Genomic DNA, 21560 nt, shown 5'->3' on the forward strand with positions numbered 1-21560 from the left:
GCATCGCGCGACTTGCACTGCCGCTCATTCCGGCGCAGGTGGATAGAGATTCGCATTCCTCTTGCATCTGCTTGAGCAACGCGACGTGGTCGCATGAACCAAGGCATCGCGTAGCTGAGCATTGCATCGCAGGCAAGTTTGTCCGAGGAGCGAAAATGTCGGATAAGCATCTTTCCAGCAGGTTTGACCTCGACCTCAACCTGCTTTCAACCCGGTTGCTCGAAATGGGCGGCTTGGTGGAGGCGCAGATTTCCCGCGCGATGGAGGCACTGAACACGTTCGATTTGACACTTGTTGAGCAGGTCATCGAGGGTGAACACCGGCTCAACGCGATGGAAATAGAAATCGACGAAGAAGTGAGCAACATCATCGTTCGCCGGCAACCCACCGCTCGTGACTTGCGACTCCTGATGGCCGCCTCGAAGTGCATCACCAACCTCGAGCGTACTGGTGATGAGGCACGGAAGATTGCGAAGCGGACACGCCGCATTGCCATGGAGAGCACCGCGCGACCCGTCAACATCGCTGAAATCAAGGCTTCCGGCGAAATGGCTTCGCACCTGCTTCGTAGAGCGCTGGACGCATTTGCGCGCATGGATGCAACTGCGGCTGCACAGATTGTCCGCGACGACGAAACCATCGACACCGAGTTTCGAGCCTTCGTGCTCAAGCTCGTCACATCCATGAAGGAAGACCCTCGGACAATCCAGATTGGGCTCGACTATCTGTTTATCGCTAAAGCCATCGAGCGTATCGGCGACCATGCTACCAACATTGCCGAAGCCATCGTCTATGTTGTTCGCGGTACCGATATTCGCCACGAACACAGGAAGCAGCGCGAATCCGCGGGTCCGCGTAGTTGAAGGCGAAAGCGGGCGGCCAGGTCTCGGAACGTAGGTACTGTCGCGCCGCGGTCATCTGCTCAACGCTGGCAATTGCATTCGAAGAATGCGTCCCAGGCAAAGAAAAATTGAGCCGCCGGGTCGAGGAGAGGACGTCGTTCAAAGTTGGCACGCCAGACTTGTGCACTGTGGGAATGCTATGGGCAAACCGTGAGTCCCTACAACGTCGGTAATCGCTCAAAGTGTTCGAAGCGGGCGAACGGTGGCGGGACCTCGGTTACCTCAAGCCTGTCGACAAGCGCGGCGGACATGCCCTCACTTAACCAGGCACACATTTCTGCAAGCTGCTCCGGCGAACCCTGAACCATCACCTCCACCGAGCCGTCGATGCGGTTGCGGACCCAGCCAGTGACGCCCAGTGCATGGGCGCGGCGTACACAGGCTTCCCGATAGCCAATGCCCTGCACGAGGCCGCGCACCCTCACCAGCCGCGTCTCAAGCATCCCATCTTTCTGGTCATCTTCCATCCGCTTGGCTCCAGCGTTGGTTGTCACGATGTCCTGCGCGCCGAACGGCTCCGCATGGACGCGCGTATTGCAAGTTGGGAGGCTATCGAGTCGGCGCTAGTCACCGGTTAACGGCGCCCCACCGGCCATGCATCTGCCAAAGCTCTCTTCACGACAGCAGGTTGTTTTTGCCTGAGCGAAACGGCGTAACGCGACGCTCAGTGAGAGAAATCTGCGGCGTTCAGCTTTATCGGCTCGTCCGAGCCTCTCAGCACCTTTCGTTCAACAGCTGCCACAATCCGCTTGTGTCCGTCCATACAAGCTTTTAGCAGGTGCGCGTCGTCTGCTCCGATGGGTGCCCAGAAGTGCTGCTCCAGTGCATCGCGAGTAATCGAACATTGCACCGCACGCCCACGGGCATGTGCGATAAAAGCGACCAGCTTTCCGTCTGCGGAAACACTGGCTTCGGCGGCGAGAGTGCTGTCCATGGTTCACGGCTTTTTGTTTACCCAACCGCCCAGTTGCCCCTGAGGGGCTCCCGGCAGTACCAGCCTTATCATAATGGTTCCCGCGTTGGTTGCCACGATGTCCTGCGCGCCGAACGGCTCCGCATGGACGCGCGTATTGCGAGTTGGGGAGCTATCAAGTCGGCGCTACTCACCGGCTAACGGCGCCCCACCGGCCATGCATCCGACAAAGCTCTCTTCACGACAGCAGGTTGTTTTTGCCTGAGCGAAACGGCGCACTGTCGTGCGCGAAAACATCACACTCGCCGCGCTTGACCGATACTTCGAGATGCATGAGAAGGAGCCTGAGACCGTCTCACAGGTAGAGGCATCAACCCTGGTTTGACACAGCGAGCACCTACGAGAGTTCAGTCAAATCCGATTCGAAGCCCCACCGCGCTTATGCCTAGTGCGGCCTGCTTGTTGGCCGGCTCACGCACCTGCGCGTGGTTCGAGGGTAGGAAGAATCCTGAAACAAGGCTTGTCGGCAAGGTTCGAGAGACCCGAAAACATGTTTCTGGCTCTCCTTAGTCGTCTTCGTTCTTAGGTATAGGGGGATTTTTCGGAGGTATCTGATTGGACTCGCCAGGGAGTCCGGTGTCCATAGTCGGTGCGGTTGTAGACGGCCCGAGGTCACGGAGCCGGAAGTCAGCCTCTTGCTCTGGTGTAAGTGGCCCGCCGAAGATGTCGTCAAACGGGCCGCCAGGACTATTACGCAAGAGGAAAATCGCGGCCTGAATCTCTTTTACCGCTCTCTCAAAATCTCCGCATGCCTCTAGCCGCTGGGCGTTCATGCCAGCCGTAGCCAGCAACATTCGGTCGCGGTCTCGAAGCAAATCGTAACCCCATGAGCGAAGGCGCTTCTTCGTATCGTCGAGCGCCCAGCCGCACTTGAATGCCTGGGTTTTGAATGGCTCCGGCGCATTCTTCCAGATGCTTTCCGTCGCGCGTTCAAGTTGCTTCATCGCCTGCAGATATTGAGCAACGTCCATCTGCCGCTCCTTGGTCTGTCCCGCAGCCACGAACCTCGAGGACCGCCAGTTTGCTGACGCGCTCAAGCGTAGGCGGCAGCCCCTGTCTGCGCAATCAGCGAACGGTGCCAACCCTCAAATTGGTCCCTGCGCACGCATATCCGTTGGCGCGTACACCTTTGAGAATCCGAGCAGAGAAGGGAGGAGAAACCCCACGTCGCACGGCTCGTCCGCAAATTTGAGATGCCCGGAAATTGGTTTCTGGTCCTCTTCAGTGGTCTTCTTTCTTCGGAATAGGAGGTGTTTTCGTCGGTATTTGATTGGACTCGCCAGGCCGTCCGGTGTTCATCGTCGGCGCGCTTTTCGCTGGGCGCTGTGCGCGCGCAGGCGACGGAAGACGAGCAATAGCAAATTCAGTTGCAATTGAGCCAGTTGACTCAGGGGTCGTCCGCAGGCGGCGTGGCCGGGACCCAATCATTGACTGAAGCAAAGCCGTTTACAGCCGAAATCCGGTTTGACATCAAGAACGGTGAACCCGGGTCGCCCAATGAATACACGAAACTGGTGTTTGCAGACGGCAACAATCGAGATGCCGCGCTTGTGCGTCGCTCAGGCAAGGTGATGAGCGAGGGCATGCTTCGCGCCGCGACGGGGGCAGGAGTGGAGATTCCACGAGGTGACATTGAGACCCGAAACCAATGGTCGAGGAACCCGCTATCTTGTCATCACTTGTGGCCCCGGCGGCATACTCTATCTGAAAACGCAACTGCGACAGACAACCTTGCCAGGCAAACGCGGCGAGTCACCTTCTGCTTTCAACGGCCTGTGGGAAGTCAGCGGAGCGACAGAAAAATTCAACGGGCTCCCGGATTCCGGCACACTCCGGATTGACCGGTTGTCGGAAAGCGAGCGTCAATGGATTCTGGAAGGCGAGCTGAGCGGGCCCTAGTTTGAACTCCCGATTGAGAGCGTGTGAACGCGGCCAACTTTCTCGTCAACGACTAAACCGGAAATCTCTGTCGCGATTCTTCTCGTGTTGTACATAGGAATCGGCCCGCCGAAATGACGGGCCGATTCCTACGAAGCACGCGCGAATCCATACCAGAAATCGACGAGAGTCGAGAGCGCACGAACAGCCCGCTGCACTGCAGGGCGCGGCGGAGCGCCAGGCATTGCGAAGGACCGCCGTGAGCGCGGCATTTTTCGGACATGACTGCGTTGCGGGAGCCTCCGTTGTCGATTTTGTCGCCTACCTGCCGCTACAAAGGAGACGAATGAGCGACACGAGGCACGCACCTTGCTGCACTTCATTCGTGAGCGGCAGACGCTTGCATGAGATATCTTCTCCGGAGGTGAGCCATGAAAAATATAACCAGGACGTTTTTCGCTTCGGCTCTCGCGATGGCACTGTCGGCAATAACATACGCACAGGCCGGCGGCAGCGCTGGCGGGGTCCCAACACCCGGCGCCGGTGCCGGTTCGATGAAGACCCCGAACGAGACCGGCTACGGTTCTCCCGACGTTACGGGCAGTGGCGTCGGCGCGGCGCGCAGTATCCCCAGGACGGAGCGTTCCAATAGGGGCAAGACCAACGGTCTGAATAAGGGTACAAATAGCGGCGCGAACAGCGACGTCAAAAGCGGACCTGGTGGCTCAAGGCAAAAGGGCCAGTAGTACGCAGCTTCCTCGTCACGATGCCAGTGGTATCCCACTTGCTGACTCGGTAATCGTGTATAGGCTACGTCTTGAATTGCCACCGACGCGATAACAGCGGGTTGCACACGGCTTCGTCATCGCTTACCGCGCGGAGACATGAAATCGACAATTTTCGACTCGTGCAACTCGCGATTCGTTGCGCAATGCTGGAACTGAGGACCGGGCGAAGGGCTCGATGTCCTGCTATCAGGAGACCTCTCGACCCGTTTCCCGTCTGGCCGAACGAAGCGGGACGAGGGTTACCGGGCGGCTCTGCTGTAGGGGGCCGTAGTGATTGCGGTTCCGCCTGATTTCAGAACAAGTTCCCACGGAGCTCACTGTTCGTTGCGTCGGCAGAACAACGCAGGCGTTGTGTTGGTGAAGGGGGCACGCCGCGCGAAGGCAGGGGTTGGCGAGCATCGCGTTTGTCGAGCGCACCTGGAACGTCATATTGCTTCAACCGTCCGGCGGCCGCAGGATGCATATCGCGAGCGCTAGCTCCCGGGCGTCTTGTCCCCGGCGATTTACCATACGCGAATCGTGCAACCTGGTTCGTTCGCGCCCTCTGCTTCACGAACGCCCCGCTTTTCCTATACTGTTTTTGTCGCAATCTGGTAACGCGACGTCGGTCGCATACTTGGAGGAAGACATCATGAACAAGGACCAGGTCAAAGGCGTTGCTCAAAAGATGAAGGGCAAGTTTAACGAGGCCATGGGCAAGGTCACGGGCAGGCCGGCCCGGGAACTGAAAGGCGATGTTGAGCAAGCCGCGGGACAAGCCAGGAAAGACGTCGGGGACGCCAGGGAAGCGGCGAAGGACCGCACGACGCGTCACCATTAACCGCATGCCTCTGGGGCCTTATCAGGCGGCCGACTCGGGAAGTTGGTCGCCGGTGCCGGCGGTGATTGGGTGCCTCATCGCGCCCGGCGCGACCCCGACCTGATTCACTTCCTGCGCGACATCGTGCAACGGCTCGGCCCCCCGCATCCCTCCGTCTCGAGCAGTTCCTTTGGCCACAGGAAGAACGCGCTGGTGACGCGTGCACTGAAATCGGCCACCGTCATCTTGGCGGCACGCGCCTGGAGAAACTCGAAGTCCTGTAACAAATCCTGGTCCTTCGCAAGCTGGACCACCAGCGCGTCTGGCGAACCTGTCCGGGCCCAAACAGCTCAAAAGTTCGAGCATGTTCGCGAGGTGAAGCAGCAGTTCTTGTCTGTCAAATCAGTTGTCCATCGCAGCAATCTCCACTCGCTGCGTCCCTCCTGGAAATGTTCCCTTTCGGCGCAACGCCTCGCTCCGTCGCATCTCATCCCGGCGCGTCTTCGTCGACCAATGCGTCTTCGTCCTCTGACTGCAAGACCGGAGCAGCGCTGTCGGGCACTGGCGGGCCAGACGAGTTCGGGGTGTCTCCTGGTCGCTCATCTTTACCATCATCGCGGCCCGTGTCGCGTGTCTTTCTCTTTCGATGATTCGTCATGGTTTCCTCCGTGAGGGAAGCAGCGACCCAGACGGACTGGGTGCTGCGTGTGCTGCTATCCGGCGGGCGGCGGCCGCTTCGTTTGCGCCTGTCGGGGACACAACTTTTAAATGTCAGTCACGTTTCCTTCGCTAGCAGCACGGGTAGGAGACGAGTACGGTCCCGGTTGTAGTAGTGATGGACCGTGGCGCCCCATTGCGCATCCGCCATGGATGGTGCGCTGGTATCAGACCATCGACATGATGCGCGGCTTCAACGCGGCGCACATGGTGCCGGCGCATGGCCGTCCGGTATCGGGCGCGCAGTATGTCGCCGAGGTGCTGTGCGTGTATCGCGACGCCATCCAGTTCATCCACGATCAGACCATTCGCCACATGAACTTCGGCCTGAGCCCGGACGAACTCGCTGAGGCCATTCCCGCGTTGCCGCCGCACCTCGCGGAGCACGCGTGGCTCGGCGAGTACTACGGCACGGTCAAGCATTCGGTGCGGCAGGTGTACAGCGGTCAGCTCGGCTGGTTCGATGGCGATCCGGCATCGCTCGATCCGTTGCCGCGTGCTGAACGTTCGCAGCGCATGGTCAAGATGATGGGCGGCGTGGAGGCGGTGCGTGCCGCTGCGCGTATCGCGCTGGGTGACGGCGACTGGCGTTGGGCTGCGGAACTGGCCACGCTGCTGGTGCGCCTCGATACAAGCGACGTCGAAGCCCGCAACATCAAGGCGAGCGTGTTGCGCGAGCTGGGCTACCGCACGGTGAACACCAACTGGCGCAATTGGTACCTGAGCGCGGCGCGCGAACTCGAACACGCCTACGACGAACTGCCGTTCGCCGGCAGCTCGAGCCTCGCCTCGACGGATGTATTGCGCGCCCAACCGTTGCGCAATGTGTTTCAGCGCTTTAGCGTGAACGTCGATCCGGAACGTTGCGCCGATGTGCAGATGACACTCGCATTCCGCGTGACGGATCGCAATGAAACGCATGCGCTCGAATTGCGGCGTGGCGTGTTGCAGATTCACGAGCGCACTCCGTCGGCGATCGATGTTCAACTCGCGCTGGAAACCAGCACCCTGTACGGCATGTTGCGCGACATGGTGTCGCAGTTGCCGGCGTGCCTCGAGAACGGCACAGTAGTGCTGGAGCGTGGCACGGCCGAGCAGTTGCGCAGATTCTTCGATTGCTTCGACCGGCCCGCGCGGCGTATGCCCGCACTTACTACGCGATAGAAGCGACTCGCATCGGTGTGTTGGCGCAGCGGCACATCGTGTATTGGCGCATCGCGATGCGAAACCCAAGGAGGAGACATGGAAAAAATCTGGTTGAAGTCCTATCCGCCAGGCGTGCCGGCGGAGATCGACACTACGCAGTTCAGTTCTGTCGGCGACTTGCTGGAGCAGAGTTTCCAGGCGCACGCCGCAGAGCGCGCGTTCGTTTGCATGGGACACGAGTTGACCTACGGCGAACTCGATGCGAAGTCGCGTCACCTTGCGGCGTGGTTTCAATGGCTAGGCCTCGCGCGCGGCGCGCGCATCGCCGTGATGCTGCCGAACGTATTGCGGTATCCGGTGGTCATGGCGGCCATCCTGCGTGCCGGTTACGTGGTGGTGAACGTCAATCCGCTGTACACGCCGCGAGAACTCGAGCATCAGTTGAACGACAGCGGCGCGGAAGCGATCGTGCTGCTCGAACCGTTCGCGAAGACGCTCGAGACGGTGCAAGCGCAAACGTCGATCAGGCATGTCGTGCTGACGTCGATCGGCGAGATGCTCGGCGCGGGTAGTCCAGAGGTTGCAGAGAATGTGCCGCCGACTTCGTGTATTGCGCTGAACGATGCGATCGCACGCGGTTCGGACGCGGGCTTTACACCCGTCACGCTCACGCAAAGCGATGTGGCGGTGCTGCAATATACCGGTGGCACCACCGGCGTCTCGAAGGGCGCCACCTTGCTGCACGGCAACCTGATCGCCAACGTCCTGCAATCGGAGTTGTGGCGCGAACCGGTTTATCGTGGGCGCACCGACATCAAGCAGTACATCACGGTCGTCGCGCTGCCGCTGTATCACATCTTCGGGCTGACGGTCTGCGGTTTGCTGACGATGCGTTGTGGCGGCATGGGCATCCTGATTCCGAATCCGCGCGATCTGCCGGGGCTGATCAACGCCTTGCGAGGCTACGCGATCAACTCGTTCCCCGGCGTGAACACGATGTACAACGCGCTGCTGAACGAGCCGGACTTCAAGACGCTCGACTTCTCGAAGCTGGTGCAATCGAACGGCGGCGGCATGGCGGTACAGCAAGCCGTCGCGCAACGCTGGCAGGCGCTGACCGGTGTGCCGATCGTCGAAGGCTATGGGCTCTCGGAAACCTCGCCGTGCGCCACAACCAATCTGCCGACGTCCACCGCGTTCACCGGGACTGTCGGCTTGCCGTTGCCGTCCACGGAAATTACGATTCGCGACGACGCCGGCAATGACGCGCCGCTCGGCGAGCGCGGCGAAATCTGCATTCGCGGGCCGCAGGTGATGGCCGGCTACTGGAACCGTCCCGACGAAACCGCGAAGGTGATGACGCCGGACGGCTTCTTCAAATCCGGCGACATCGGCGTGATGACGGAAGAAGGTTTCGTGAAGATCGTCGATCGCAAGAAGGACATGATTCTGGTGTCGGGTTTCAACGTCTATCCGAACGAAATCGAGGACGTGGTGGCCAAGCACCCGGGCGTGTTCGAAGTGGTGGCGGTGGGCGTGCCGGACGCGGAGGCGGGTGAAGTGGTGAAGCTTTACGTCGTGAAGAAGGACCCGGCGCTCACCGACGCGGACATTCTTGCGTTCTGCAAGGAGCAACTGACGGGTTACAAGCGCCCCAAGATCATCGAGTTCCGCAGCGAACTGCCGAAGACCAATGTCGGCAAGATTCTGCGGCGCGCATTGCGCGACGAGGTGAAAAGCGCGGGCTGAAAGCGGGCGCGCCACGCGTTTTGCCGCATGTCGGCACGTGTGGCGCGCCCTGCAGCGCGGCGTGATTCCGGGTACATTGTCGTTCTCGACATCACGCACTAGGGAGTACACGATGCGCCTGCTTCACACTATGCTCCGGGTCGGCGACCTGGACCGTTCGATTGCCTTCTACACCGAGCTGCTCGGGATGAAATTGCTGCGCCGCGATGACTATCCGGACGGTAAATTCACGCTGGCTTTCGTGGGCTATGAAGACGAACGTGATGGCACCGTTCTCGAACTCACGCACAACTGGGACACGCCGTCGTACGACCTCGGCACCGGTTTTGGGCACCTCGCCGTCGAAGTCGCAGACGCGTATGCGGCGTGCGACAAGATCAAGGCCCAGGGCGGCAAGGTTGTGCGCGAAGCCGGCCCGATGAAACACGGCACCACCGTGATCGCTTTCGTCGAAGATCCGGACGGCTACAAGATCGAATTCATCCAGAAGAAAAAGTGACGTAAGCGGCGGGGCGAGGACAAGCTATGAATGACAGCAATCCCTACTTCAAAGAACTCGACGACATCCACGTCGAAATCCAGGCGTTGTTCGACGGTTCTGCGGATCACGATGCGCTGGAGCGCATCATGGCGCGCTTCGCTCCGCAATTCACGCTGGTCATGCCGTCCGGTCTCGCACTGGACCACGCGGGCCTGCGCGAGATTTTTGCGAAGCTGAACGGTGCGCGCCCCGGCTCGCAGATCACGATTCGCGATATGGAGATCGTGTCTGAGTATCCGTCGGGTGCGGTGGTGAAATATCGGGAGTATCAGCGCGACAACGCGGGCAATGCGAACGTGCGGCGCTCGACAGCGGTGATGGACCTGGACGCGCACGGCAAGGTGACTTGGCGTCACTTGCAGGAAACTTTCTGTACGGAGTGAGTGGCGGGTTTTAGAAGGCTGGCGCTTCGCGCTGAGGCGCCGGCTTTAAGTCTGCATGGCCGAAGTCCTGAAGGGCCGAAGAAGGCCAAAGAGGATCTGAAGGCCTTAAAGCGTCGGCAGCAATTCCGGCGGATGCGACTTCAACGTCTGCCGCGCCTCGCGGAATTCCGGAAAAATCGATTCAACAGTCTCCCAGAAGCGCGGACTGTGATTCATCTCGCGCAGATGCGCGAGTTCGTGCGCCACGACGTAATCGATGATCGACAGGGGGAAGTGAATCAACCGCCAGTTCAGGCGGATTTTCCCATCGCTCGAACAACTGCCCCAACGCGTGGCCGCGGAAGAGAGCGCATACGCGCGATAGTTGACGCCCAGCTTCTCCGCGTAGATTGCGAGGCGTTCGCCGAACAGGCGCTTTGCTTCGCCTTGCAGCCAGCCTTGCACGCGATCCTTGATCTGCTGCGGGTCCGCTTGCAACGGCAGCGGCACTTGCAGTGCGGCTTCATCCGCGTTGAACGCGAGCGTGCCTTGCGGCGAACCGAGCTTCACGCGCACCGGCTGGCCGAGATACGGCACTTCCGCACCATCTTTCCAGTCGACCTTGGGCAACGCGCGCTGTTCGACACGCGTTTGCCATTCGATCAGCTTCGTAAAAATCCAGCGCTGCTTTTCGGTGATCGCGGTTTCGATATCCGCGAGCGTGACCCAACGTGGTGCGGTAATCATCAGGCCGGTGCTGTCGATCGCAAAGCCGATCGAGCGGCGTGCCGAGCGCTTGAGCGCATAGTGCAGCGTGCGCGAACCAATGGTGAGGCTGCGCAGCTTCGTGCCGTCCGGTGCGAGCGGCACGGCCGGCTGCTGCCCGCTCTGCGAGCCCGCCGTTGGTGCGGAGGGTGTTGGGGACGACGACGTCGACCCCGGCTCGGCGAAGAGCGGGAGATCGAGCTGCCGGTTATCGAGCGCCGCAGCGGGCTGCGACGTAGGAGACTTCTGCATCGGATTCGGCTTCGCGCAAATGCGCCTTCGAGGGCGCGGGCGCGTCAGATTGGTGCGGCGGCGGAGCTGCTTTCCGCCGCGCGGTACGCGGTAGGATCGATGCGACGCATTTCAGCTTCGATCCACTTTTCGACGCGCGTGTTCACTTCATCGGGCGTGAGCCCCGTCGTGTCGATCGGCTTGCCGATCGACACTGTGACTATACCCGCATATTTGAGAAACGAGTTGCGCGGCCACACACGTCCGGCGTTGTGTGCGATCGGCACGACCGGCGCGCCGGTAGCAATCGCAAAACGCGCGCCGCCGGTTTTGTACTTGCCTTGCTTGCCGGTCGGCGTACGTGTGCCTTCCGGAAACATGATGACCCACGCGCCTTCCGCCATGCGCTGCTTGCCTTGCTTGATGACGGATTCGAACGCGTACTTGCCTTCCTTGCGGTCGATGTGGACCATCTTCAGCATGCCCAATGCCCAGCCGAAGAACGGCACGTACAGCAGCTCGCGCTTGAACACGTAGCACAGCGGCCGCGGCATCAGCGCCGGAAACGCCAGCGTTTCCCATGCCGATTGATGCTTCGACAGCAGCACGGCCGGACCGTTAGGCAGGTTCTCATAGCCCTCGATCTTGTAGCGGATGCCATTCAGCCAACGCACCGTGTGAAGCGTGGCGCGGCACCAGCCGGCCGCCATCCAGTAGCGATTGTCGGCGCGCATGAACGGAAACGCGATGAAGCACGCGGTTGCGTACGGCACCGTGAAGAGCACGAAGTAGATCAGCAGCAGCAAAGAACGAATGAAGCGCATCGGCGTGGTCAGTGAGGGTTGAGGACGCGCGTGGTGCGCGTCACTCGTGAGCGTCGGAAAGGAAGTCGAGTGCGAACGCGCGCAGGTCGTCGTGCACACGGGTGCCCTCGGGCAGGCCGCCGGCTGCGAGCGTCTTGCGGCCCTTGCCGGTCAGCACCAGATGCGTCGGATGGCCGAGCGAGGCGCCCGCTTGCAGATCACGCATCGCGTCGCCGACCACCGGCGTATGGTGCGGATCGACTTCGAAACGTTCGGCGATCATCTTCAGCATGCCGGGCTTCGGTTTGCGGCATTCGCATTGATCTTGCGCCGTGTGCGGGCAGAAGAACACGGCGTCGATGCGCCCACCGACCGCCGCCGCCATGCGATGCATTTTCAGATGCATCGCATTGAGCGCGTTCATGTCGAAGAGACCGCGGCCGATGCCCGACTGGTTGGTCGCGATTGCCACGCGATAACCCGCCTGGTTCAGCCGCGCGATCGCTTCGAGCGAACCGGGCAGGGCAACCCATTCGTCCGGCGACTTGATGAACGCGTCGGAATCGACGTTGATCACGCCGTCGCGGTCGAGAATCACCACCTTTTTGGTTGGCATGGCGCGGGGCTCAGGCGGCGAGTCGGGAAATGTCGGCGACGCAATTCATCTGCTGATGCAGTGCGCCGAGCAAGGCCAGACGGTTGGCGCGCAACGCCGGATCTTCGGCGTTGACCATCACGTCGTTGAAGAACGTGTCGACTGGTTCGCGCAGCGCGGCGAGCGCGGTGAGTGCGCCCGTGTAGTCGCGTACGGCGAGTTGCGATTGCACGCGCGGTGCAACCTGTTCGAGTTGCGCATGCAAGGCTTTTTCGGCCGCTTCGGTCAGCAGTGCAACCTGGACACCGCCGGTCGTCGAACCTTCCGATTTCTTCAGGATGTTCGAAATCCGCTTGTTGGCCGCTGCGAGCGATGCTGCTTCCGGCAGTGCCGCGAATTCGCGGACTGCATCGAGGCGCGCGACGATGTCGTCGAGGCGCGTCGGGTTCAGTGCCAACACCGCGTCGATTTCGCCGGGCGCGTAGCCGCGTTCGCGCAGCAGACCGCGCAGGCGGTCCATGCTGAATTCGTAGATCGCTTGCGTCGAATCGGCGACGCCCGGCACGGTGGCGAATTGCGCGTAAGCGGTGCGCAGCAGTTCGATCAGGTCGACCGGCAATTGCTTCTCGACCAGAATCCGCAGCACGCCGAGCGCATGACGGCGCAGCGCGAACGGGTCCTTCTCGCCGGTGGGTTGCAGGCCGATGCCCCAGATGCCGACCAGCGTTTCGAGCTTGTCGGCCAGCGCGACGACGGTGCCGGTTGCCGTGGCCGGCAAGGCATCGCCGGAGAAACGCGGCTGATAGTGTTCCGAGCATGCCAGCGCGACTTCTTCCGGCTCGCCGTCGTGGCGCGCGTAGTACGTGCCCATAGTGCCTTGCAGCTCGGGGAATTCGCCGACCATGTCGGTGATCAGGTCGGCCTTGGCGAGACGTGCAGCGCGCTTGGCGAGCGCGACATCTGCACCGATCAGCGAGGCAATTGCACCCGCCAGGGCTTCGACGCGCTCGACGCGTTGCAGCGCCGACCCCAGCTTGTTGTGATACACGACGTTCGCGAGCAGCGGTACGCGCTCGGCGAGCGGCTTCTTCTTGTCCTGCTCGAAGAAGAACTTCGCATCGGCCAGACGCGGACGCACCACGCGTTCGTTGCCTTCGACGATATCGCCAGGCGTCTTCGTTTCGATGTTCGACACGATCAGGAAGCGCGAGCGCAGCTTGCCGTTCGCATCCGTCAACGCGAAGTATTTCTGGTTCGTCTGCATTGTCAGGATCAGGCATTCCTGCGGCACTTGCAGGAATTCGTCCTCGAAACGGCAGGCGTAGACCACGGGCCATTCGACCAGCGAATTCACTTCATCCAGCAGCGATTCCGGCATCACGACCTGATCGCCATCGGCTTGCGCGAGCAGATGCGTGCGGATGGTTTCCTTGCGGTCGGCGAAATTCGCGACCACACGGCCCTTGTGCATCAGCGTATCGGCGTACGAATCCGCGTGCTGGATCTGCACGAAACCTTCAGACAGGAAGCGGTGGCCGAGCGTGGTGTCGTCGGCATCGACGCCCAGTGCCGTGACCGGCACGACCTGTTCGCCGTGCAACGTGGTCAGACGGTGCGCCGGGCGCACGAACTGCACACTGGTGCCGTCCGGGCGCTGATACGTCATCGGCTTCGGAATCGGCAACTTGGCGATCGTTTCGTCGAGCGCGCTTTGCAGGCCTTCGGCGAGCGTGGCGCCCGGCGCGGCGTAGCGCAGGAAGAAGGCTTCGGCCTTACCGTCCTGTGCGCGCTCCAGGTCGTTCACCGAAAAATCGGGGAAGCCGAGCGCGGCCAGTTTCTTGGCGAGCGGCGCGGTGGGCTGGCCGTCTTTATCCAGCGCGACGGAAACCGGCAGCACTTTTTCTCGCACGTGTTTTTCCGGCGCGACCGAACGCACGTTCTTGATCGTGACGGCGAGACGGCGCGGCGTCGCATAACGTTCGAACGACAGTTCGCCTTCGACCAGGTCGCGCGCCGCGAGGCGCTGCGCAATGCCTTCGGCGAAGGCGTCGCCCAGACGCGCGAGCGCTTTCGGCGGCAGTTCTTCGGTCAGCAGCTCGACGAGCAGGGTAGCTTGATGGGGTTGAGTCATTTCTTGATGTTCTCGTCAGTCCTGGTCGATCTTGCGTTCGACTTTCAGCGGCGGCGCCCACGCGGGCATGGCGGCATCCTGTTCGTCGGTCGTGAGGCCGGGCACGCCGTGCACCGGATTGCCGAGCATCGGGAAACCGAGCTTTTCGCGCGAGTCGTAGTAAGCCTGGGCGACCAGACGCGACAGCGCGCGAATCCGGCCGATATACGCGGCACGTTCCGTGACCGAGATCGCCCCGCGGGCGTCCAGCAGGTTGAACGTGTGGCCGGCCTTCAGCACCAGTTCATAAGCAGGCAGCGCGATCTGTGCGTCGATCATGCGCTTGGCTTCCGCTTCGTAGCTGTTGAAGAACGTGAACAGCAGATCGACGTTTGCATGCTCGAAGTTGTAGGTCGACTGTTCGACTTCGTTCTGGTGGTACACGTCGCCGTACGTCAGGCGACGAAGTTCCGGGCCGTTCGGGCCTTGCTCTTCCCACTCGGTCCAGACGAGGTCGTAGACGTTCTCGACCTTCTGCAAATACATCGCGAGACGTTCGAGACCGTAGGTGATTTCGCCCAGCACCGGCTTGCAATCCAGACCGCCGACTTGCTGGAAGTAGGTGAACTGGGTCACTTCCATGCCGTTCAGCCACACTTCCCAGCCGAGACCCCAGGCGCCGAGCGTGGGATTTTCCCAGTCGTCTTCGACGAAGCGCACGTCGTTCTGCTTCAGGTCGAAACCGAGGGCTTCGAGCGAGCCGAGGTACAGGTCGAGGATGTTTTCCGGCGCCGGCTTCAGCACGACCTGATACTGGTAGTAATGCTGCAGGCGGTTCGGGTTCTCGCCGTAGCGGCCGTCTTTCGGGCGGCGCGACGGCTGCACATAGGCGGCTCGCCACGGCTCCGGACCGATTGCGCGCAGGAAAGTATGGACGTGGGACGTGCCCGCGCCGACTTCCATGTCGATCGGCTGGAGCAACGCGCAACCCTGCTTGTCCCAGTAGGACTGCAGTGTCAGGATGATTTGCTGAAACGTGAGCATGAAGTGCCTTTCGGGCATAGGGCCGCGCCGCAAACGCCGGAGCGCGCGAGCTGGCCGTGGAGCGAAGTGCTAAACCGTAGATTTTAACGGAAAGGGAGGGGGGTGTCCGTTTTGCGGGGTCGGACGGGGACTGAAGTGTTCTTCAAACGAAACAAGGCCGCTTCAGGCGGCCGATGGTCGTTTGTTTTGTCGGAACGTGTCCCGTCCGCTACCTGCTCAAACTCATCAACGCATGCGCCCCCGAATCCGTCACTTCGACGAACCCGTCAATCTCCATCGCCAGTTCCCGCGGAAGCGCCAGCATATTGCACGACACCACGCGGTCGTAGATATTCTCCGTTCGTCCAAAGAAATTGGCCGGATTGAACAAAAGCGGCAAGTGCCACCACAACCGATATTCCTTCGACCACAACCACTCAATCAACGCCTGCGACCGATCGAACCGGTCGTTCTCCACATAAATCACCGGTCGCGAGCGGGCGATGGTTTCCTGCGCGCCCAGCAGCGCGTTCAACTCGAACCCTTCCACGTCGAGCTTAAGCAGCCCCACGGTATGTGAGCGCAGCGCGTCGTCCAGCCGCACGCACGGAACCGGGAGCGTGTTCGCCGCAGCCTCGGTCTGCATCGACACGCCGCCAAAGTTGCCCAGCGCATCGTAGTCCGGCTGCGCGAAATACAGCGTCCCGGCTGTGGCCCCGCACGCATACGGCCACGCGAGCACATTGCGCATGCTGTTGGCCGCGAGATTCGCACAGAGGTTCTGAAAGATCACGGGCTGAGGCTCGAACGCGACGAGCACCTGGCGACGCGCCTGCGCCTCACGCGCCAGCATGATCGTATGCACGCCGATATTCGCACCGACTTCCACGACGATGCCCGGCTGCACCAGCAACTGCCGCAACACGGCAGATTCGAGTTCGCTGCATTCACCGTATTCGATGAGCGCGCGGCCTAGATAGAAGTCGTTGGGATTGGCGAGCATCCAGCCATGACGCGTCTGGACGAGTTGCGTGTGTTCGCTGAGCGGCAGCGGAGCAGGAGGGCGCGTAACCATGGACATTGAGCGGGAAAAAGATCACGCAAATGTACGGTCCGCCGCTGTCCTTGTATATGAGACGAGCTCTTAAGGATTCTTATTTTTCTGCAAGAACTCGTCGTCAAATTCTAAGACCTACGCAGCGATCGGCTCACGAGCCAATCGCCGCCACAACTGCCTTACGTCGCGGCCAGTTCAACCTTCGGCGCAAACGAATCGCTTTGCGCCATCGGCCAATATTTCTCGTACAACGTGTAGCGATAGTTGCCTTTCAGCAGATCGTTCGGATCGAGATACTTCAACAGATCGGACATCAACCGCACTTCATGCGACGACACGCGCCGCACGATGTGATGCGCTCGCAATTCCGCCGGATGCTTGAGCCCCGCGGCCTGAATGATTTCCTTCAGCGCATGCAGCGTGTTGTGATGGAAGTTGAACACGCGCTCGGCCTTGTCCGGTACGACCAGCGCACGTTGACGAACCGGATCCTGGGTCGCGACGCCGGTCGGGCAGCGGCCGGTATGGCAGGTCTGCGCCTGAATGCAACCGACCGCGAACATGAAGCCACGCGCCGCATTGACCCAATCCGCGCCGATCGCCAAAGTCTTGGTGATATCGAACGCGGTAATCATCTTGCCGCTCGCGCCGATCCGGATGCGCTGACGCAAGCCGATGCCGACCAGCGTGTTGTGCACCAGCAGCAACCCTTCCTGCAACGGCACGCCGACGTGATCGGTGAACTCCAATGGCGCTGCGCCCGTGCCGCCTTCCGCACCGTCGACCACGATAAAGTCCGGCAGAATCCCCGTCTCCAGCATCGCCTTGGCAATGCCGAAGAATTCCCACGGATGCCCGATGCACAGCTTGAACCCGGTCGGCTTGCCTCCGGACAGCGTGCGCAAGCGGTCGACGAATTCGAGCAGGCCACGCGGCGACGAGAATTCGGAGTGGGTAGCGGGCGAGATGCAATCGCGGCCCATTGGCACGCCGCGCGTTTCCGCAATCTCGGGCGTGATTTTCGCCGCTGGCAGCACGCCGCCGTGACCGGGCTTTGCACCTTGCGAGAGCTTCACCTCGATCATCTTCACTTGCGGCTCGGCGGCCTGCTTCGCGAACTTTTCCGCGCTGAAGGTACCGTCGTCGTTACGGCAACCGAAATAGCCCGAAGCGATTTCCCAGATGATGTCGCCGCCATGCTCGCGGTGGTATTTCGACATCGAACCTTCGCCGGTGTCGTGTGCGAAGTTGCCTTTCTTCGCGCCGAGGTTCAGCGCCATGATCGCGTTCGCCGACAGCGAGCCGAAGCTCATCGCCGAGACGTTGAAGATCGACATCGAGTAGGGCTGCGCGCGATCCGGTCCGACGACGATACGGAAGTCGTGGTTATCGAGCTTGGTCGGCGCGAGCGAGTGGCTGATCCATTCGTGCGCGACGGCTTTGACGTCGAGTTCGGTGCCGTAAGGACGGCTATCCACGTCGTTCTTCGCGCGCTGATAGACGATGCTGCGTTGCGCGCGCGAGAACGGTTTCTCGTCGGTGTCGTCCTCGACGAAATACTGGCGGATCTCCGGGCGGATGAATTCGAACAGGAAACGGAAGTGGCCCCACAGCGGATAGTTACGCAGAATTGCGTGATGCTGCTGCGTCAGATCGAACAGGCCGAGCGCGACGAGCGCCACCGGCACGATGATCCAGAACCACGAAATGTGCTGCGTCGCGCCAAGCAGAGCGCAGGCTGCGAACAGCACGACTGCGCACCACATCGCCAGATAACGTCGAGAAAACATGGGGACTCCAGTGCAGTGAGGATCGTCGCGGAGGGATCGTCAACGCTGTCGGCGCAAACGGAGTCTGCCGCGAGGGGAACGAACACCTGTTTGTTATGGTGAAGCTAGCTGCGGCTCGAAGGTGAAACGCGTCGGTGAAGCGTGAAGATGAGACATGCAGGTGAGGCGTGTGCGGCGGCGCCGAAGCGTTGCCGCACGATCGAACTCATGGTTCAACGGGCGGTGAGCAGGGCTGCCTGTTGCGGCTGGCGTGCCGTTGGCTGCCCAGTCACCGCGTGTTCGATGATGCCGCCGCCGAGACATACGTCGCCATCGTAGAGCACCGCAGATTGCCCCGGTGTGACAGCCCATTGCGCGGCGTCGAAATTCAGCTCGAAGAGGCCTTCGCCGACACCTGCCGCGCTGAAGGAGCACGGTGCGTCCGCTTGCCGGTAACGGGTTTTCGCGCCGCACGCGAAACCGTCGGCCGGCGGTTCGCCCGCGACCCAGCTCGTATTGCCTGCGGAAAGCGTATGGCTCAGCAGCCACGGATGGTCATGGCCTTGCGCGACATACAGCGTGTTCGACGCAATATCCTTGCCGGCGACGAACCACGGCTCGCCGCTGCCTTCCTTGCTGCCGCCGAGGCCGATGCCCTTGCGCTGCCCGAAGGTGTAAAACGCGAGGCCGATGTGTTCGCCGACCACTTTGCCGTCGGTGGTTTTCATCGGACCGGGTTTGGTCGGCAGATAGCGGTTCAGGAAGTCGCGGAACGGCCGTTCGCCGATGAAGCAGATGCCGGTCGAATCTTTCTTCTTCGCATTCGGCAGCGCGATCTGTTCGGCGATCTCGCGGACTTTGGTTTTCGGAATCTCGCCCAAAGGAAACAGCGTTTTCGACAACTGCGCCTGGTTCAGCCGATGCAGGAAGTACGACTGGTCCTTCGTATGATCGAAGGCCTTCAGCAGTTCGAAGCGGCCGTTGTTCTCGCGCACGCGCGCATAGTGGCCGGTCGCGATGGTTTCCGCGCCGAGCGACATCGCGTGATCGAGGAAGGCCTTGAACTTGATTTCGGCGTTGCACAGCACGTCTGGATTCGGTGTGCGGCCGGCCGAATATTCGCGCAGGAATTCGGCAAACACGCGGTCTTTGTATTCGGCGGCGAAGTTGACCGCTTCCACGTCGATCCCGATCAGGTCCGCCACCGAGACGACGTCGATCCAGTCCTGCCGCGTCGAGCAGTACTCGCTGTCATCGTCGTCTTCCCAGTTTTTCATGAACAGGCCGACCACGTCGTAGCCCTGTTCCTTCAGCAGCCACGCGGTAACCGACGAATCGACGCCGCCCGACATGCCTACTACGACTTTCTGCTTGCTCATAAGGTGCTCACTGGGTACTGCGGAACTTCGTTGATCGTGGGTGGACCGTGTTGCCCTGTCGTCTGCCTGACCGCTCGTGACAGATCAGGCCCGCTTGTGACGGGTCACGCCTGTTTTTGCCCGACCGAATGCGTGTGCACGAAGTCGAGCGGGAAACGCCGTCCCGCGAGGTAATCGTCGAGACATTGCATGACAAGCGGCGTGCGATGCCGTTCGGGGCAGGCGCGTAGTTCGTCGGCGCTCATCCACAGTGTGCGGACGATGTCGGGATCGAGCGCGCGCTCGGTATCCGCTTTGCCGCTCGTGCCGCAATAGGTGAAGCGCAGATACGTCACGCCCTCACTGCCGGGCCGCTCGAAATGCGTCATATACATGCCGACCAGCGCCTCGGGCGTGAACGGTTGCGCGGTTTCCTCGAGCGTTTCGCGGATGACCGCTTCCAGAAGCGTTTCGCCCGCTTCCAGATGGCCGGCGGGCTGATTCAGGCGCAGGCCGTCGGCGGTATGTTCCTCGACCACGAGAAAACGCCCGTCACGCTCGACGATGGCCGCAACGGTGACGTGCGGCAGCCAGGTTTCCGGTTTCATGGGTGCGCATTTTACCGTTTATGGGCCTGGGCTGCCTGGAAGCGGGCGGGCGGCTGCGAGGGCCGCTCAGCCCCAGCCAACGAGCCGCGTCGCCCGCCGGGCACCCCCGGATTGTCCCCGATTTCTGCGCACCCCCAGGTTTCGGTTAAAGTGACGCCGTTAGCCGTTGCACTTGCAAGCCGGCGTGCCTCGTCGGCAGCTCTGTCGTAAAACAGGAAGTCGAGGAGGAGAAAAGATGCACATCGGAGTGCCAGCCGAGACGCGCGCGCACGAAACCCGCGTCGCCGCGACGCCCGAAACGGTCAAGAAGTATGTGACCCAGGGCCACCGGGTCACGATCCAGAGCGGCGCCGGCACCGGCGCAAGCTTTCCTGACGAAGCTTTTACAGCCGCCGGCGCTGAAATCGTCGACGCGGCTACTGCTTTTGGGGCTGATCTGGTCCTCAAGGTCCAGTCGCCGACCGATGCCGAGTTGCCGCTTCTGAAGCGCGGCGCGACGCTGGTCGGCATGCTTGATCCGTTTAATACCGAAAACTCATCAAAGCTGGCGGCCGCGGGTGTCACCGCGTTCGCTCTGGAAGCCGCGCCAAGAACCACCCGTGCGCAGAGCCTTGACGTGCTGTCGTCGCAGGCGAACATCGCCGGATACAAGGCGGTGCTGCTGGCTGCCACGCTTTATCCCCGCTTCATGCCGATGCTGATGACCGCGGCGGGCACTGTCAAAGCGGCCCGAGTTCTGATTCTCGGCGCAGGTGTGGCCGGTCTGCAGGCCATCGCGACCGCCAAGCGCCTCGGCGCCGTGATCGAAGCGTCCGACGTGCGTCCGGCGGTCAAGGAGCAGATCGAATCGCTCGGCGCCAAGTTCCTCGATGTGCCTTATGAAACCGACGAGGAGCGTGAAGCCGCGCAGGGCGTCGGCGGCTACGCGCGGCCGATGCCGCCTTCGTGGCTTGCGCGGCAATCCGCACTGGTTCACGAGCGGGCCAAACAGGCTGACGTCGTGATCTCGACCGCCCTGATCCCGGGCCGTGCTGCGCCGACACTGATCTCAGTGGAAACCGTGCAGGCGATGAAACCCGGCTCCGTGCTGGTGGACCTCGCGGCAGGACGCGGCGCCGAGTACGAAGGCCGTCGCGGCGGCAACTGCCCGCTGACCGAAGCGGACCAGGTCGTCACCCGAAACGGCGTGCAGATCGTCGGCTATACGAATCTGGCCTCGATGGTCCCCGCCGATGCGTCGTCCCTATACGCACGCAACCTGCTCGACTTCCTGAAGCTGATCATCACCAAGGAAGGCGCCCTGAACATCGATCTCGCGGACGACATCGTCGCGGCCACGCTGCTGGCCCGTGACGGCGAAGTCACGCGCAAGGCATAGAGGAGAAC

21 protein-coding genes are annotated in these 21560 nt (G+C 61.4%); 8 read left to right on the forward strand and 13 right to left on the reverse strand.

Translation table 11 applies throughout. From position 1 onward, the window contains the following. Positions 1 to 155: 155 nt before the first annotated feature. Positions 156 to 863 (forward strand): phosphate signaling complex protein PhoU, encoded by a 708-nt coding sequence (gene phoU / locus FSO04_RS15740; RefSeq protein WP_154560570.1) that lies wholly within the window; start codon positions 156 to 158, stop codon positions 861 to 863. 197 nt (positions 864 to 1060) lie between these two features. Here phoU and FSO04_RS15745 read toward each other — a convergent pair whose 3' ends face one another. The 3 genes from FSO04_RS15745 to FSO04_RS15755 all read right to left on the reverse strand — a co-directional run bounded on the left by FSO04_RS15745 (position 1061) and on the right by FSO04_RS15755 (position 2846). Then, positions 1061 to 1369, reverse strand: a complete 309-nt coding sequence (locus FSO04_RS15745; RefSeq protein ID WP_154560571.1) for an acylphosphatase — start codon at positions 1367 to 1369, stop codon at positions 1061 to 1063. Between the two features lie 197 nt (positions 1370 to 1566). Next, positions 1567 to 1836: a DUF1488 family protein gene (locus tag FSO04_RS15750; RefSeq protein WP_154560572.1), complete on the reverse strand. Its 270-nt coding sequence runs from the start codon at positions 1834 to 1836 to the stop codon at positions 1567 to 1569. Between the two features lie 545 nt (positions 1837 to 2381). Next, positions 2382 to 2846 carry a hypothetical protein gene (locus FSO04_RS15755; RefSeq protein ID WP_154560573.1) on the reverse strand — a complete coding sequence of 155 codons (465 nt, stop codon included), beginning with the start codon at positions 2844 to 2846 and terminating at the stop codon, positions 2382 to 2384. Positions 2847 to 3507: 661 nt separating this feature from the next. Between FSO04_RS15755 and FSO04_RS15760 the strand changes: the two genes are divergently transcribed. Then, positions 3508 to 3774 (forward strand): hypothetical protein, encoded by a 267-nt coding sequence (locus FSO04_RS15760; protein WP_154560574.1) that lies wholly within the window; start codon positions 3508 to 3510, stop codon positions 3772 to 3774. Positions 3775 to 5172: 1398 nt separating this feature from the next. Further along, entirely contained in the window at positions 5173 to 5361 is a 189-nt protein-coding gene (locus tag FSO04_RS15765) for a CsbD family protein (protein ID WP_154560575.1), read from the forward strand. Between the two features lie 104 nt (positions 5362 to 5465). Here FSO04_RS15765 and FSO04_RS48500 read toward each other — a convergent pair whose 3' ends face one another. Then, complete coding sequence (locus FSO04_RS48500; protein WP_308112559.1) at positions 5466 to 5627, reverse strand: hypothetical protein; 162 nt, start codon at positions 5625 to 5627, stop codon at positions 5466 to 5468. A 481-nt stretch (positions 5628 to 6108) separates the two neighbouring features. On the opposite strand from FSO04_RS48500, the gene FSO04_RS15775 reads away from it, so the two are divergent. From FSO04_RS15775 to FSO04_RS15790, 4 genes are all read left to right on the forward strand, one after another. Next, positions 6109 to 7221 (forward strand): alkyl sulfatase dimerization domain-containing protein, encoded by a 1113-nt coding sequence (locus FSO04_RS15775; RefSeq protein WP_154560576.1) that lies wholly within the window; start codon positions 6109 to 6111, stop codon positions 7219 to 7221. Between the two features lie 78 nt (positions 7222 to 7299). Continuing rightward, complete coding sequence (locus FSO04_RS15780) at positions 7300 to 8952, forward strand: long-chain-fatty-acid--CoA ligase (protein ID WP_154560577.1); 1653 nt, start codon at positions 7300 to 7302, stop codon at positions 8950 to 8952. Between the two features lie 112 nt (positions 8953 to 9064). After that, the gene (gene gloA, locus FSO04_RS15785) at positions 9065 to 9451 is read left to right on the forward strand and encodes a lactoylglutathione lyase (protein ID WP_097391309.1); all 387 of its coding nucleotides are present in this window, start codon (positions 9065 to 9067) and stop codon (positions 9449 to 9451) included. Between the two features lie 26 nt (positions 9452 to 9477). Further along, on the forward strand, positions 9478 to 9876 hold the full coding sequence (locus tag FSO04_RS15790) for a hypothetical protein (protein ID WP_154560578.1): 399 nt from the start codon (positions 9478 to 9480) through the stop codon (positions 9874 to 9876). A 105-nt stretch (positions 9877 to 9981) separates the two neighbouring features. Here the strand turns inward: FSO04_RS15790 and FSO04_RS15795 are convergent, their stop codons facing one another. From FSO04_RS15795 to FSO04_RS15835, 9 genes are all read right to left on the reverse strand, one after another. Beyond that, positions 9982 to 10872 carry a M48 family metallopeptidase gene (locus tag FSO04_RS15795; RefSeq protein ID WP_154560579.1) on the reverse strand — a complete coding sequence of 297 codons (891 nt, stop codon included), beginning with the start codon at positions 10870 to 10872 and terminating at the stop codon, positions 9982 to 9984. A gap of 44 nt (positions 10873 to 10916) precedes the next feature. Beyond that, positions 10917 to 11675: a lysophospholipid acyltransferase family protein gene (locus FSO04_RS15800; protein WP_154560580.1), complete on the reverse strand. Its 759-nt coding sequence runs from the start codon at positions 11673 to 11675 to the stop codon at positions 10917 to 10919. 40 nt (positions 11676 to 11715) lie between these two features. Then, entirely contained in the window at positions 11716 to 12270 is a 555-nt protein-coding gene (gene gmhB, locus FSO04_RS15805; RefSeq protein ID WP_063494776.1) for a D-glycero-beta-D-manno-heptose 1,7-bisphosphate 7-phosphatase, read from the reverse strand. Positions 12271 to 12280: 10 nt separating this feature from the next. Then, a complete protein-coding gene (gene glyS / locus FSO04_RS15810; RefSeq protein ID WP_154560581.1) occupies positions 12281 to 14380 on the reverse strand; it encodes a glycine--tRNA ligase subunit beta in 2100 nt (699 codons plus the stop codon). Positions 14381 to 14395: 15 nt separating this feature from the next. Further along, positions 14396 to 15403 (reverse strand): glycine--tRNA ligase subunit alpha, encoded by a 1008-nt coding sequence (gene glyQ / locus FSO04_RS15815; protein ID WP_013088411.1) that lies wholly within the window; start codon positions 15401 to 15403, stop codon positions 14396 to 14398. A gap of 208 nt (positions 15404 to 15611) precedes the next feature. Next, complete coding sequence (locus tag FSO04_RS15820; protein ID WP_199203036.1) at positions 15612 to 16457, reverse strand: FkbM family methyltransferase; 846 nt, start codon at positions 16455 to 16457, stop codon at positions 15612 to 15614. Between the two features lie 161 nt (positions 16458 to 16618). Beyond that, entirely contained in the window at positions 16619 to 18229 is a 1611-nt protein-coding gene (locus tag FSO04_RS15825) for an FMN-binding glutamate synthase family protein (RefSeq protein ID WP_154560582.1), read from the reverse strand. Positions 18230 to 18441: 212 nt separating this feature from the next. Next, positions 18442 to 19587: a tRNA 2-thiouridine(34) synthase MnmA gene (gene mnmA / locus FSO04_RS15830; protein ID WP_154560583.1), complete on the reverse strand. Its 1146-nt coding sequence runs from the start codon at positions 19585 to 19587 to the stop codon at positions 18442 to 18444. A 104-nt stretch (positions 19588 to 19691) separates the two neighbouring features. Next, complete coding sequence (locus tag FSO04_RS15835) at positions 19692 to 20174, reverse strand: NUDIX hydrolase (protein ID WP_154560584.1); 483 nt, start codon at positions 20172 to 20174, stop codon at positions 19692 to 19694. 235 nt (positions 20175 to 20409) lie between these two features. Between FSO04_RS15835 and FSO04_RS15840 the strand changes: the two genes are divergently transcribed. Next, the gene (locus FSO04_RS15840; protein WP_154560585.1) at positions 20410 to 21552 is read left to right on the forward strand and encodes a Re/Si-specific NAD(P)(+) transhydrogenase subunit alpha; all 1143 of its coding nucleotides are present in this window, start codon (positions 20410 to 20412) and stop codon (positions 21550 to 21552) included. Positions 21553 to 21560: the final 8 nt, after the last annotated feature.

The sequence above is a fragment of the Paraburkholderia madseniana genome (genome assembly GCF_009690905.1).
Taxonomy (GTDB): Bacteria; Pseudomonadota; Gammaproteobacteria; order Burkholderiales; family Burkholderiaceae; genus Paraburkholderia; species Paraburkholderia madseniana.

Bases quoted from the DNA above. Each gene is read 5' to 3' on its own strand.
- phoU (WP_154560570.1), top strand. From the start codon at position 156: ATGTCGGATAAGCATCTTTCCAGCAGGTTTGACCTCGACCTCAACCTG.
- FSO04_RS15745 (WP_154560571.1), bottom strand. From the start codon at position 1,369: ATGGAAGATGACCAGAAAGATGGGATGCTTGAGACGCGGCTGGTGAGG.
- FSO04_RS15750 (WP_154560572.1), bottom strand. From the start codon at position 1,836: ATGGACAGCACTCTCGCCGCCGAAGCCAGTGTTTCCGCAGACGGAAAG.
- FSO04_RS15755 (WP_154560573.1), bottom strand. From the start codon at position 2,846: ATGGACGTTGCTCAATATCTGCAGGCGATGAAGCAACTTGAACGCGCG.
- FSO04_RS15765 (WP_154560575.1), top strand. From the start codon at position 5,173: ATGAACAAGGACCAGGTCAAAGGCGTTGCTCAAAAGATGAAGGGCAAG.
- FSO04_RS15775 (WP_154560576.1), top strand. From the start codon at position 6,109: ATGTCAGTCACGTTTCCTTCGCTAGCAGCACGGGTAGGAGACGAGTAC.
- FSO04_RS15780 (WP_154560577.1), top strand. From the start codon at position 7,300: ATGGAAAAAATCTGGTTGAAGTCCTATCCGCCAGGCGTGCCGGCGGAG.
- gloA (WP_097391309.1), top strand. From the start codon at position 9,065: ATGCGCCTGCTTCACACTATGCTCCGGGTCGGCGACCTGGACCGTTCG.
- FSO04_RS15790 (WP_154560578.1), top strand. From the start codon at position 9,478: ATGAATGACAGCAATCCCTACTTCAAAGAACTCGACGACATCCACGTC.
- FSO04_RS15795 (WP_154560579.1), bottom strand. From the start codon at position 10,872: ATGCAGAAGTCTCCTACGTCGCAGCCCGCTGCGGCGCTCGATAACCGG.
- FSO04_RS15800 (WP_154560580.1), bottom strand. From the start codon at position 11,675: ATGCGCTTCATTCGTTCTTTGCTGCTGCTGATCTACTTCGTGCTCTTC.
- gmhB (WP_063494776.1), bottom strand. From the start codon at position 12,270: ATGCCAACCAAAAAGGTGGTGATTCTCGACCGCGACGGCGTGATCAAC.
- glyS (WP_154560581.1), bottom strand. From the start codon at position 14,380: ATGACTCAACCCCATCAAGCTACCCTGCTCGTCGAGCTGCTGACCGAA.
- glyQ (WP_013088411.1), bottom strand. From the start codon at position 15,403: ATGCTCACGTTTCAGCAAATCATCCTGACACTGCAGTCCTACTGGGAC.
- FSO04_RS15820 (WP_199203036.1), bottom strand. From the start codon at position 16,457: ATGGTTACGCGCCCTCCTGCTCCGCTGCCGCTCAGCGAACACACGCAA.
- FSO04_RS15825 (WP_154560582.1), bottom strand. From the start codon at position 18,229: ATGTTTTCTCGACGTTATCTGGCGATGTGGTGCGCAGTCGTGCTGTTC.
- mnmA (WP_154560583.1), bottom strand. From the start codon at position 19,587: ATGAGCAAGCAGAAAGTCGTAGTAGGCATGTCGGGCGGCGTCGATTCG.
- FSO04_RS15835 (WP_154560584.1), bottom strand. From the start codon at position 20,174: ATGAAACCGGAAACCTGGCTGCCGCACGTCACCGTTGCGGCCATCGTC.
- FSO04_RS15840 (WP_154560585.1), top strand. From the start codon at position 20,410: ATGCACATCGGAGTGCCAGCCGAGACGCGCGCGCACGAAACCCGCGTC.